Source organism: Paenibacillus sp. sgz302190, from assembly GCF_059820445.1.
In genome coordinates this window covers 1-12,722 of the sequence record NZ_JBZYAO010000060.1, presented here as the reverse complement: position 1 = coordinate 12,722, position 12,722 = coordinate 1, and the positions used below count along the sequence as shown (strand labels likewise).

The window sequence follows — 12,722 nt, the reverse complement described above, 5'->3', positions numbered from 1 at the left end:
CCGAGAGTAACGGTGGAGGAAGGTGGAGCAGTTGAAAGGTTTCTCCGTGTATTTGAACAGATATTGGCAGCTGTATGCCTTGCTTGCGCTCCCGATCGTGTTTTTCATTATATTCAAATATGGTCCCATGTACGGCGTCTTGATCGCTTTCGAAGACTACAACCTTTTTCAAGGCATATCGGGGAGCCCTTGGGTAGGGCTGGATACGTTTCGAGCCGTATTTAAAATGCAGGATTTTTACACAGCGTTAAAAAACACGTTCATGCTTAATTTTCTGGATTTGATCGTTTCATTTCCGGCACCTATCATACTTGCCATTATGCTCAATGAGCTTAGAATCGTCTGGTTTAAAAAAGTTTCGCAAACGATACTGTATTTGCCGCATTTCATATCTTGGATCATTATCGGCGGAATCGTCTACCAGGTTTTCAGCACGAATACGGGAATTCTCAATCACATGCTCGGTTATTTGGGTATCGGACCGATTCCGTTTTTATCGGATAAATATTATTGGCTGCTTACTTATTTGGGTACGGGTGTATGGCAGAGCGCAGGCTGGGGCACGATCATTTATTTGGCGGCGCTGACCGGCATCAGCAAAGAGCTGTATGAGGCGGCTGAAGTCGATGGAGCGGGGCGCCTGAACCGAATTTGGCATATTACGATACCGGGCATCAAACCGACGATTATCGTTCTTTTGATTTTAAAATTGGGCGAGATGGTGCAGATTGGCTTTGACCGTCCTTTCGTGATCGGCAATGTGCAGGTCCGCGAATTTTCGGAAGTGCTCAGTACGTTTGTTTATAAAATGGGGCTGCAGTCCGGCCAGTACTCCGTAGCGACAGCGGTGGGCTTTTTCCAGGCGGTAGTCGGACTTGTCTTTATTCTCGCATCCAACTATATTTCCAAGAAAACGACCGATCAGGGCATTATTTAAACGTTTTAATCCAGAAAGGAGGAGCGAGCGCATGAACGCCAAAGCGGCAGACCGCACTTTTGATATCGTCAATATCGCATTTTTGATTCTGTTTTTATTTTTGAGCCTGGTGCCGCTGCTGCACATTATTTCGGTTTCGCTCAGTTCCAATGCGCCGATTTTGACCGGAATGGTTACCATTTTTCCCGTCGATCTCAATTTTGAAGCTTATTCCCATGTGTTGATGGATCCGATGATGCTCCATTCTTTGGGGTACTCGATTTTTTTGACGGTTCTTTTTACAATTGTATGTATTGTCATGACGATTGCCGCAGCTTACCCGCTTACGAAAACGGAGCTTAAAGGCAGAAAGTTTTTCATGTATTTGATCGTGGTCACGATGTTTTTCAGCGGCGGTATTATTCCGGAATACATTCTGGTCAAGCAATTGCATTTGATCAATACGACCTGGTCGTTGATTCTTCCGCAGATGATCAATCCGTTTTATTTGATTATTTTGATCACGTTTTTTAATTCGATCCCCAAGAGTCTGGAAGAATCCGCCGAGCTGGACGGAAGCAGCCATTTCGGTACGCTGGTCCGCATCATGCTCCCTTTGTCGATGCCGATTATCGCCACGCTGGGCCTGTTCTATGCGGTAAACCGCTGGAACGGTTTTATCGATACGTTGTTTTACATTACAGATCCGAAGCTGTATCCGCTGCAGCTCAAGCTGTATCAACTCATTATGAACAGCCAAATATCCGACCAATTGCAGATGGAAGGCGCGCAGATCGTTCAGGTGCTGCCGGAAAGCTTGAAGGCGGCCAGCATTATGTTCGCAACGGTGCCGATTTTGATCATATATCCTTGGCTGCAAAAGTATTTCGTTTCGGGAATTATGGTCGGAGCCGTGAAAGGCTGACCTGGCAGTCTGGCGGGGGAACTCCGTAGAAGGTATACAAAAGTAACTCCGCCCGCCGGACTCCATGCTTGCATAGGAGGAGGAAATCAACATGCATCAACCGAAAGGCGAATATTCGTTTTCGACCTGCTGGAACATCAAGAAGCATACGAACGGAAGGGACATGATCGAGGAAATCCGCTCGCTCGGCTTCAGCCGGGTTGAACTGAACTATAACGTAAACCGGGAGTTTTTAGCGACGATCGAGCCGATGATCGAACACGGGGAAATCGGCGTATCCAGCGTGCACAACACGTTCCCGCACACGCCTGATCCGGATTACGGCACCGATTCGGTGCTGCTCGGTTTTGACGATGAAGAAAAGCGCCGCAAGGCTGTCGAACTGCTCGTGCAGTCGGCGGAATACGCGCACCGTTACGGGGCGGAGGCGGTCGTCGTCCATCCCGGCGAAGTGCCGTTCGACTACAATATCGATGAGGCGCTCAAGGCGATTTACAAGGACGAGGGCCCTGAGTCGGAGGCGTACCGGAAGCTGTGGCGGGACATGCTGGAGCGCAGGGAAGCGCTGAGCGGCCACTATATGAACAGGATCGTCGACAGCCTCTATACCGCTTGCGACCGGATTGCGCAGAAGGGCTGGAAAATCGCCATCGGGATCGAAACCCGTTCCCGCTGCTACCAGATGCCGACGCTGCAGGAGGCGGGGGCGATCATCGACCGGCTGCAGGGTGCCGCGCTCGGCTTATGGTATGACATCGGCCACGGCATGATGATGGACCGGATGGGCCTCTACGACAATGCGGCCGAAGCGAACGCGATGAAAGAGCGTGTCGTCGGCGTTCACATTCACGAAACGATCGGCTTGTCCGATCATTGGTGCCCTTATGTGCACAGCGGCGACATGAGCTTTTTTGACCGGTTCCTGCCGGTCATTCAGGCGGCGCCTGTGAAGGTTTACGAGCTCAAGGCGCTTTGCGAGCCGGAAGCGATTGAAGATAGCCACAATCTCATTGTGAACCGCATCGCGCAGCTGCCGGCCGCCAAAGGATGAGGTGAACCGATGAAAGCGGGAGCGCGGTTGTCCACCTTGTTCAAACTTCGGGCGCTTTACTTATGCACAGGGCTTGCGGGCGGTTTGCTCAACCCTTATATGACGACCATCTTCGTGCAAGGCGGTTTGGCCAAAAGCCATATCGGCATCATGATGTCGATAGCTTCGCTGGCCATTCTGGGCGCGCAGCTGCTCTGGGGCCGGTTAGCGGACCGCTACCAGATGACCAAATCGATCCTGCTCCTGAGTCTGGCCGTACCGGCCCTGTTATCGATTCTGTATCAGGCGCCGTCCGTATTTCTGATGATAGCGGCTTATATGGCGGCTACCGTCTTCACGGCCCCGCAGGCCCCGATCGGCGACGCTTTCGCCGTGTCGGCCGCCCGATCCGCAGGCTCCTCCTACGGCTCGATCCGCAGCTTCCAGAGCGTCGGCAATGCGCTGGGCGGCTATGGAGCCGGCTTTTTTTTATCGTATTACATGCCTAATCAATTGTGGATCCCGTTTATGCTGTTCAGCTGCCTGGGCGTGATGATCGTGCTTGCGCTGCCTGCCCAGAAGGAATACCATGTCAAAAGCCGGCCTTTCATCGACGGGATCGGGGAGCTGTTCGGCAACAAGCGGTTCGTTTTGTTTTTGGGCGCCTGTTTTCTGGTCAATCAGACGTTGACGGCGTTCAATACGTATTTTGTCGTCGTGTTCCAGATGGTAGGCGGTTCGTACGCTCTCTCGGGAGTCGCGCTGATGATCGCCGCATTTTCCAATGTGCCGTCGATGTTCGCCGCCTCTTTCGTTATCAAGCGGCTGGGCAATGAAAAAACGATGCTGCTGGCGACGCTGGCCTATATGGTGCGCTGGATCATCCAGTATATGTTCCCGATTCCAAGCGTGATGGTCGCCGTGCAAGTGCTGCAGGGGCTGTCGTTCGGCCTTTTTTACGTTGCCGCCGTCGAGTACGTCTCGCGGATTGTGCATAAAGAGATGCAGGCCACCGGACAAAGCGTATTCAATATGGTGTTCGTAGGGCTTGCGGGCATCGCGGGCAATATGCTGAACGGCTTTTTGCTGGAAAAGGGCGGCCCTTCCGCCATGAATCTGGTCTGCGCGTTGAGCTCGCTGCTCGGAGCTGTTATGCTGGTATTTGTCGCCTACGGCTTCAAGCGGCAGCAGACCGGTTCGCTGCCAGCGGAAAAGCGGAAAAAGCGTTACATCGCTTTCGATATCGGCGGAACGAGCGTGAAATACGGGATCGTCGACGAAGCCGGCGAGGTGCTGGCGGGCGGATCTTTGGCAACACAGGCGTCGGAAGACAGCGAGGCATTTATTGAAAAGCTGACGAGCGAAGTCCGCCGGTTTCGCGAAAAAGAGGGCCCGATCAGCGGCATCGCCATTAGCACGGCAGGCATTGTCGACGACTCGGGCACGATCGTAGGGGGCATCGAGAACATCCCGTGCCTGAAGGGCGTGAACTTGAAGCGCGAGCTGGAGTTGCGCACGAGACTGGAGACGCAGGTCATCAACGATGTCAACGCGGCTGCGCTGGGCGAGGCCTGGATGGGCGCCGGCAAAGGCGAGCGGACGTTTTTCTGCATCGCGCTCGGAACGGGCATCGGCGGAGCTATCGTCTTGGACTCCAGGCTGTACAAAGGCTCGCACTTCCGCGCTGCGGAAATCGGCTACATGCATATGAGCCGTATGCAGACCGGCAGCTATGAGACGCGGGCTTCCACTTCGGCCTTAGTCAAGAGCGTGCTTGACAGGCAGCTGGAGGAAACGGCGGCGTCCGGCGTCAATGGCCAGTCCATATTCGAACGGGTCAAAAGCGGAGATTCCGCATGGGCCGAGCCTGTCGACAGGTGGATGGACGAGGTAGCCAAAGGCATTGCCGATCTTATCTACGTGCTGGACCCCGGGCTGATTATTGTGGGCGGGGGCGTCTCCGCGCAAAAAACGTTTTTAACCGACCGGATCGCAGCCAAGGTAGACTCTTATTTAACGGCCGATTTTCAGGGGCTGACGCGCATCGTGCCTGCGCTTTGCGGCAATGAGGCCGGCATGCTGGGGGCCGTATCCTTATTTGCAACCCGGAACTGACTGAATGAAGGGAAGATGTGACGGTATGAGCTTAAACATGATGGAAAGCATGACGGCCGAACAGCGTTATCTGGTCGATCACGCCATGGCGGATATGGATCTGCATTACGATGAGGAAATGAAACTGCTGCGGGATAAAGAAAATGAGCAGCTTCATTATACGCGGGGGAGCGCGCACTATGCGATAGGACTGCTGCTCCGGAACTCTCCGGGAGACTTGGCAAGAGCTTGCGAAGTGCTCGCTACGGTGATGGACATGCAGTACGATTGTCCGGATGAAATCTATCACGGCACGTTTCGCACGGCCCCTCAGGTGCCGCACCCTCCGGCCGGCAGCTTTCCCTGGAAATCTTTTGCGCCGGGCTTCGCCTTCTTTTTGGCCGATACGTTCGGGAAAATATCCGACCGGCTCGACGATCCGGCGGCGAGAGAATCGTTTCAAACCGCTGTAGACGATGTGCTGCCGACGGTTTGGACGACCTATGATCCGAACTGGCGGGAATTCATTGCCTGCGCGTTCGCCGTCATCCTGGAAAATTGGGCGGACAGCCTGCCCGCCAAGCTTGTCGCCCGGATGGATTCCTGCATGCGCAAAGCGGTGGAAGCGTCCATCGACCGGCGTTTGTCGGATGCCATCCCGATGAACACCAACATCGAGCTTATGCATATGTTCATCTGCCACTATTTCGGACACCGGTACGGCATCGCGGACTGGATCGGGCATGCCGACCGGGAGGCGGGCAAGTTCATTGAGGCTTTCGCGGAATTCGGGTCATTCGCGGAGTTTAATACAACGACGTATTACGGCGTCGATCTGACCGTGCTGGGGCTTTGGCGGAACTACAGCAAGACGGACTCGTTCCGGCGGATCGGCCGCGAGGTCGAGCAAGGACTGTGGGCGAACATCGCTTTATTTTACAATCCGAATCTGGAAAATTTGTCGGGGCCGTTCTCGCGCGCCTATGAGATGGAAATGAGAGATCACAGCTCGATCGGCGTCTTTCTTTACCTGGCTTTGGGCCAGGGCTACGAGTATCTCGCCGGGATCAATTGCGAATCCGAGCATGACCCGATGATCGCTCTGGTTGGGGTCGACGTGCCGCCGGCCGTTAAACCGGCGCTGGCTGCGTTCCAGGGCCGGCGGCTGGCCCGGAAGCAGTTCAGAGAGCTGTGCGAACGGGATCGCCCCGGCGCTAATTCGAATCTGTGCACGGCGACGGCCTGGATCGAAGACAATCTGATGATCGGCGGGATGACCGGGAGCCGCAACACGAACGGGCAAATGCATCCTGCGACGATGCACTGGCGAACCGGCGATGGAGACAAGTATTATATGAGGCTGATTCGCCGGGAAGCGGGCAAGCATTGGAACACGCATCTGAGAGGCATTGCGTTCGATGCCGAAGCGGGGCAGGACCGGCTCGCGGTTGACGTTCATTTTCAGACGAATGCGGAGATCGAGCTGTTTTTCGAAATTACGGGCAAGCATATTCACGACGCCGACATAGCTCCCGATGTGTGGACAATGCCTGGGCTGACTTGCCGCATAGAGGCCGATGCGCCTGCGCCTGAAATCAACGTTTTTGACAATCGCGTTGAAGTGGTATACCGCTACCGGCCGCAAGTTTCCGGCGCTCATATGAGGTTTGCGCTCCGCGTCGAGCGCGATCCGGCTTAAGGCTGGGAGCAGGCAAAACGCCTGATTTGGCCTTGGGAATTTTTACCGCGACGCAAAATTTGAAATTTGTCCGAATTCTATGCTAGTCTATCAAAGTAAAAAAAAATGCCGAATCTTGGAGCAGCACAAGCTCCGGTACGGGGGACTTCTTCATTTGGGGTGAAAGATCGGTTCGGATGTCCGAACCGGTCAAGGGAATTCCTCTTCCCGAACCCGTCAACTAACCTCGGAGGCTCAGGGAGGCAATCTTTTTGAAACGTCTTGTTTATTCATGCGCTTTTATCGGCGCAGCAGTATCCGGCGCTGCTTTGCTGCCTGCCCAAGCGGAAGCTTCTCAAGCGCTTTCAGTCAAAGTCCAGGTCAACGACGACATCGTGCAGTTTACGGACGCGCAGCCTTTTATCGACAAAAAAGGGAATTTGCAAGTGCCGTTAAGGGCCGTAACCGACAAACTGGGCTATGAAGTGAAATGGGCGAAGCAAGGAGGCGAGGTCGCCGTCTCGGTGTTGACCAAGGATCAGGTCGTTTCACTGAGGACGGACGAGCAGCAAGCGCTTGTGGGCAGCAAGAAAATCAGCCTGGAGAGCAGCCCGGCTTTTATCCAGGGAAGTACATACGTACCGCTTCGTTTTATTACGGAAACGTTCGGTTCCAAGATCGAGTGGAGCGATGCGAATCAGATCGCGATCGTGAATGCGGACGGCAAGCCCCACAAGCCGGCCTGGACGGCGCCGCCGGAACCGCCCGCACCTGCGCCTGCGCCGCCTCAGCCGTCCATGACCGATCTGATCGTGCAGACGGCGAGCAATTACATGGGAGTCCCGTACAAATGGGGCGGAACGACGCCGCGCGGATTTGACTGCTCGGGTCTTGTCGGTTATGTGTTTGAAGCGGAAGGAATCGATCTTCCGAGAACTTCCGCCGAAATGTACAGCGATGCCGGAACGCCGGTATCCGATCTGAAGGTGGGAGATTTGGTCTTTTTTGGCCGCGGTGTTGTCGATCATGTCGGTATTTATTTAGGGAATGATCAATTTATTTCATCCACCTCTTCAAGAGGAGTAGCCGTCGAGAGTTTGTCGAGCAAGTATTGGGGCGCGAGATACGTTGGCGCCAAGAGAATCATATAGAAGCTAGCCTGTCTGAAAAATGAAAGAAACATCTGTTTTGTGCAAGCCACGGAAAACGGATGTTTCTTTTTTGTGTTGAAAAATTGCGATTTATATCGAATTTTTATCGTTTTTCGCCTATAATGAAGAAATGTTCGGAGAAAGAGGAAGCGGGTGAACGGCAATCTCCATGCTGACAGCAGTCTTGAAGCGGTGGTTTTTAAGAAAAAATACAGCGGTTATCATGAACAATAATCATGCTGCGGAAATAAGCGCTGCGATCCCTCCGGAAATTATGGACGTGATCCGTCGTTTTTTTCAGACATACGACAATTTTCAAGGCGCGCGGAACCTCCAAACGGATACTTTTATTAGAGAAGTGTATTATGCCACGAAGCAGGACCCGGCCGATCAAAGCACGGTGGACGAAATGGAAGTCTATCTGCACTATAAAAACTTGCAGCGCCTGCGTTTGAAGCACTACGAGATCGATGAATTTCTCATGTTGAACAGCGGCGTCTGCCTAGTCGGCGTTACCCGGGAATTCAGCGGCAGCGTCCGGAACCGGGTGCTCTATTTTTTGAATAAGGAAGACGGCGCCTGGCGCTTTCATCATATTGCAAGATCTCATCACGGCACGATTATCGACAAGTTCCAGGTCAAGGAGCAGACGGGCTTCGTCGTTAGCAATGAAAAGGCCGCCATGCTTTTTCTGGCTCACAGCGGCACTTCCGACGCAATCGGCTACATGACAGGCGATTACGTCCATGTGGAAGGGTATCTGGAGGTCGAGCAGCAAGTCGGCGGCCAGTTTTATTACAGAATCGTGCGCATGAACAGGATTCACTGATAAGAGCGGCGGTTATGGAAAAGTAAGGGAAGCGCGGTACAGCGCGGCGTCCCAGGCGACCTGCCCGCCGAGCGACTCCATGACGGTGCGAAGCGGCATATAGATGTGGCCGTCCACGATGGCGGGAGCGGCGGGCAGAACTACCCGCTTGTCGTTCCACAGCATGACGGGATCGTCCGGATGCAGGAGCAGGCGGTTGGCTCCGTACTGAACCGTTAGCGTGCGCGTGTTCCCGTTCCAGTCAAACTTCGCCCCGATCCTCTCCAAAATGCCGCGAAACGGCACCATGCTCGTCTCCTGGAGCAAATATCCCCTGAACTCGTTCACGAATTGCCCGTTCACTTCAACTTGAATTTGCGGATACCGGAGCCTTTCCACCACAAGTGCATTGCTGAGCAGGCGCCCGGGTGCGGTGAGCGTGACGCCATCCGCATACAGGGCGGAGCTCGCGCCTCCATCGAGGTTCATGGCATCCGTCAAGCCCATGTCCTGAAGCACATGCGCCATGTCGTCGATCGTCGCCGAAGACATCGTGCCCATCACCAGACGGCGTGATTCGTCAACGCCGATAAAGCTGCGCACATTCGACTGTGTCGTAATTCGCGGATCGGTGAAGCCGTCTCTCTCGTAATCGATATCGACGGCGCCGCCGGCGAGCAGGCGCGGACCGGCGCCTACGGCTGCGTCCACCCGGGGCAGCGCGGGAGTGGTTCCCGAGCCGCCGTCCAGCGTTGACGTTAGGCGTATGGCGTCTCCCACATGGATGTTCGGCAGGACATGGGCCAGATTGTTGGCGCTGCGGCCGACAAGGCACACTTGTCCGTCTTCAGGGATGGCGGCCCCGTCTTCGGTGATCGCAGTGATAACACCTGCTTGAACGACGATTTTGGTCGAATTCGGAAAATCGATCCGTTCCCCGAAAGCTCTCGTGTACCAGATGATTTGATCGTCTACGGAATCTCCGTAATATTTGTTCACTCCCCAGGCGGTGAACTTGTAGGCGCTGCCGCCATGGGCAACGCTTATTTGGTGTCCGGTTCCGAAGTACCCCACGCTTACCGTCTTGTCGGCGAGGACGAGCAAGGACGGGTTGGTGCCGGAGTGCACGACATCGCCTGAATCGATGAGCAGCCCGTTCGGATAGCGAATCGTGTCGTCCTCTTCATAAGCGTCGAAAAACGTGCCATTGATGCCTGCCGCCGCATGATTGCGCTCCATCATGGAGCTGAAAGATTCGACATGCCCGATGCCGTCGGCGGCCGTAACGGGCTTGACCCGCAGAGTGGGGTCCGTAAGATCGATCGAAACCCACTTGGCTGTAAAAGTTTTGCCGTTGTACGCGAGCGTCTTGCTCCCGGATTGAACGGAGTCATCCGCGGAAGCGGCCCCTGCCGGATAGCAGGCTGCGGACAGGAGCAGACAGCCGAGCAGCCCTATTTTCACGGTGAGTGAGCAGTGCTTGATAGTCATAGTCATTTGGAAGAGTTCGTCCTTTCTTAGGCAGGGATAACTGGGGGGTCTGGCGAGCGGAAGTTGCTTTTGTACATACCCAATGAATAATGACAGTATATACTGCCGCTCATGCTGCATCAACACTATCATTTTGCATATACCTTCTACACAGTTCATCGGATAGACTCTTAGGAAGCATGCCTTCCGGCATACCTTGGCGATTTATTTCCAGCGAGCATTCGTTCACCTCTTTGTGAAAAAAATTCAAAATGGCCCAACCCCTTTCCGCGAAAGGGGTTGGGCCATTTTGCCAACAAGCGTCCGACAAAAATGTTAGATTATTCACAGAATTACTTTGCATATTAAGGTAATATATGGAACGATAGGGACGAAATATTACAAAATATAGCATATGGGTAATGAATAATGATGTCACAAAGGCTATATTACGTTTATCAACAACAGCCAATACAGGATGAGTAAAGGAAACGGAGGTGAGGGCCATGGCAGGCTTTGAACAGATCCGGGTCAAAACCGCGTATCCGATCCTTCGGCTCGAGGATGTGCAAATCGAGTGGAAGCCGGGGGAGCATGGACGGCTGATCGTGCGTGGAATCGTAGATGAGGCTGTCAACGTAAACGCAGCGCAGCAAGCATCGGCAAGCGATGAGATCCATGTCTACGAATACGACGGTCAGAGGGAAACGACGCTGTTCAAAGGTTTTGTAAGCGCAGTGAACATGACGCATGCCAACGGCATATACGGCATCGAACTGGAAGGGCTGTCCGGTTCGCATATGCTGGATGTCGCCAAGCGGCGGCGAACGTTTCAGGATGAGTCGATGGACTNGACGGCCAGCGGGAAACGACGTTGTTCAAGGGCTTTGTGAGCGCAGTGAACATGACGCATGCCAACGGCATATACGGCATCGAACTGGAAGGGCTGTCCGGTTCGCATATGCTGGATGTCGCCAAGCGGCGGCGAACGTTTCAGGATGTGTCGATGGACTATCCGGCGCTCATCCGGGAGCTCTTGCAAGCCTATCCGCATCAGGATGTGCTGTACAGTGTGGCCCAAGGCGCAGCGATCGGAGCGCCGGTGATCCAGTACGAGGAGACGGACTGGGAACTGCTGAAGCGTCTGGCAAGCCATTTCCAAAGCGTCGTTGTCTGTGATATCTTGGAAGCAAGGCCCAAGCTGTTTTTTGGCATGCCGCAAGGGAAAAGCGTCAGTCTGCCGGAGGATACGCCGTATAAGGCTGGCAAGGACCTGCTGGCTTTTCAACGGGCCGGCGGTTATGAGGCAGGGCTGCACGATACGGATTTCTTTTACTATGAGATAGAAAGCCCGGAACGGGCAGCAATCGGAGATGAGGTCTGGTTTCGCGGCAAACGGATGGTGGTCAGCGAAGTGGCGGGCNGCTGCACGATACGGATTTCTTTTATTATGAGGTAGACAGCATGGAGCGCTTGTCCCTAGGGGATGAGCTTGAATTCCGAGGCAAACGGATGGTGGTCGGCGAAGTTACCGGTCGCATGAACCGCGGACAATTCGTGTACAGTTACCGTTTGTCACGCGCAGACGGGATTCGCAGGAGCCCTATCTACAACGAGAAGCTGACGGGCGTCTCGCTGGAAGGGGAAGTGCTGGAGGTCAAGGGCGAGCAGGTGAAGCTGCACCTGAGCGTGGACCGCGAGCAGCCGAAGGACAAGGCGCATTGGTTCCCATTCGCGCCGGCGACCGGTAGCGCCATGTACAGCATGCCGAAGGCGGGGACTCGTGCCAGTCTGTACATTCCCGATGCTGAGGGACGGCAGGCGATCGTCGTAGGGGCAGTGCGCACCAATGGCGGCAGCTGCGCCAAAACAGGCGACCCGAGCAAACGCTACTTCGGGACGGAGCACGGGAGCGAGCTGGAGCTGACGCCGACGGCGATCAACCTGACGGGCGGGAGCAAGGAGCCGCTGAAGCTGAGCTTCGACGATGCGGTGGGCGTGACGATGACGAGCCACAAGAAGCTGACGCTGAACGCGAAGGCGGACATCTCGCTCTACACGCCCAAGCGTGTGGTCATCTACGCGACTAGCCAGCTCATGGCGAAGAAGCTGAGCGCGCAAAGCGGCTTCTCGATCGAGAGCGAGTACCATTTCCTGGGGGCGAGCGTAAGAGCGGAAGGAAGAGACCGCACCTCGTATGCGCCGTTTGACGACGAGCCGAAGCAAGGGACGCCGCCGCCTCCGCCCCCGCCGCCGGAGAAAAAGAAATTTAGCTGGGGGAAGCTGGCGGGCAACGTGCTGGGCGCACTGGCGGTTGTGGCCGTGGTAGCGGTAGTTGCGGCAGTTACCGTAGCGACGTTAGGAGCCGGAGCGGTGGTGATCGGAGCCGTAGCAGCCGGCGTAATGGCGGCGGGAGCCGTCGCAGTAGGAGCGAAAGCCGTCTCGGATGTCCAGCGAGGGGAAGTGAGCGACTTTAGCGATTACTCCCCCGCCGATGCGTTCCGGGAGTTGATGAGCGGCGCGACATCCGGTGCGCTTTTCGGACCTATCAAGAAAGCATGGGAAGCGTACAAAGAATTTGATCCGATGAGCGCTGGCATCCTGGCAGGAATCGGCACGGTTGTAGAGGAAACCGTTCTGGGGTTGGCAG

General features: G+C 54.9%; 8 protein-coding genes, 1 pseudogene and 1 riboswitch. Of the genes and pseudogenes, 8 read left to right on the top strand and 1 reads right to left on the bottom strand.

Annotated elements, in window-relative coordinates; translation table 11 throughout:
- Positions 1-31: 31 nt before the first annotated feature.
- The 7 genes from AC6RNO_RS34785 (at position 32) to AC6RNO_RS34755 (ending at position 8,623) form a co-directional block, all read left to right on the top strand.
- Positions 32-937 (top strand): ABC transporter permease subunit, encoded by a 906-nt coding sequence (locus AC6RNO_RS34785; protein ID WP_497108245.1) that lies wholly within the window; start codon positions 32-34, stop codon positions 935-937.
- A gap of 31 nt (positions 938-968) precedes the next feature.
- Entirely contained in the window at positions 969-1,841 is an 873-nt protein-coding gene (locus AC6RNO_RS34780; RefSeq protein ID WP_497108234.1) for an ABC transporter permease subunit, read from the top strand.
- Between the two features lie 91 nt (positions 1,842-1,932).
- Positions 1,933-2,892, top strand: coding sequence for a TIM barrel protein (locus tag AC6RNO_RS34775; protein WP_497108233.1), 960 nt, complete (start codon positions 1,933-1,935; stop codon positions 2,890-2,892).
- 9 nt (positions 2,893-2,901) lie between these two features.
- The gene (locus AC6RNO_RS34770) at positions 2,902-4,986 is read left to right on the top strand and encodes an ROK family protein (protein ID WP_497108232.1); all 2,085 of its coding nucleotides are present in this window, start codon (positions 2,902-2,904) and stop codon (positions 4,984-4,986) included.
- A gap of 25 nt (positions 4,987-5,011) precedes the next feature.
- Positions 5,012-6,664 carry a DUF8769 domain-containing protein gene (locus AC6RNO_RS34765; RefSeq protein WP_497108231.1) on the top strand — a complete coding sequence of 551 codons (1,653 nt, stop codon included), beginning with the start codon at positions 5,012-5,014 and terminating at the stop codon, positions 6,662-6,664.
- Between the two features lie 96 nt (positions 6,665-6,760).
- Positions 6,761-6,911, top strand: a riboswitch (cyclic di-AMP (ydaO/yuaA leader).
- 4 nt (positions 6,912-6,915) lie between these two features.
- Positions 6,916-7,794, top strand: a complete 879-nt coding sequence (locus AC6RNO_RS34760) for an NlpC/P60 family protein (RefSeq protein WP_497108230.1) — start codon at positions 6,916-6,918, stop codon at positions 7,792-7,794.
- Positions 7,795-7,963: 169 nt separating this feature from the next.
- The gene (locus tag AC6RNO_RS34755; RefSeq protein WP_497108229.1) at positions 7,964-8,623 is read left to right on the top strand and encodes a hypothetical protein; all 660 of its coding nucleotides are present in this window, start codon (positions 7,964-7,966) and stop codon (positions 8,621-8,623) included.
- 12 nt (positions 8,624-8,635) lie between these two features.
- Here AC6RNO_RS34755 and AC6RNO_RS34750 read toward each other — a convergent pair whose 3' ends face one another.
- Positions 8,636-10,099 (bottom strand): phosphodiester glycosidase family protein, encoded by a 1,464-nt coding sequence (locus tag AC6RNO_RS34750; RefSeq protein WP_497108228.1) that lies wholly within the window; start codon positions 10,097-10,099, stop codon positions 8,636-8,638.
- 1,437 nt (positions 10,100-11,536) lie between these two features.
- Here AC6RNO_RS34750 and AC6RNO_RS34745 point away from each other — a divergent pair.
- Positions 11,537-12,722 (top strand): annotated as a pseudogene (locus AC6RNO_RS34745) (HNH endonuclease); the annotation flags it as partial.

Coding starts and splice junctions, on each gene's coding strand:
- AC6RNO_RS34750 (WP_497108228.1), bottom strand. CDS start 10,099: ATGACTATGACTATCAAGCACTGCTCACTCACCGTGAAAATAGGGCTG.
- AC6RNO_RS34780 (WP_497108234.1), top strand. CDS start 969: ATGAACGCCAAAGCGGCAGACCGCACTTTTGATATCGTCAATATCGCA.
- AC6RNO_RS34755 (WP_497108229.1), top strand. CDS start 7,964: ATGCTGACAGCAGTCTTGAAGCGGTGGTTTTTAAGAAAAAATACAGCG.
- AC6RNO_RS34765 (WP_497108231.1), top strand. CDS start 5,012: ATGAGCTTAAACATGATGGAAAGCATGACGGCCGAACAGCGTTATCTG.
- AC6RNO_RS34775 (WP_497108233.1), top strand. CDS start 1,933: ATGCATCAACCGAAAGGCGAATATTCGTTTTCGACCTGCTGGAACATC.
- AC6RNO_RS34770 (WP_497108232.1), top strand. CDS start 2,902: ATGAAAGCGGGAGCGCGGTTGTCCACCTTGTTCAAACTTCGGGCGCTT.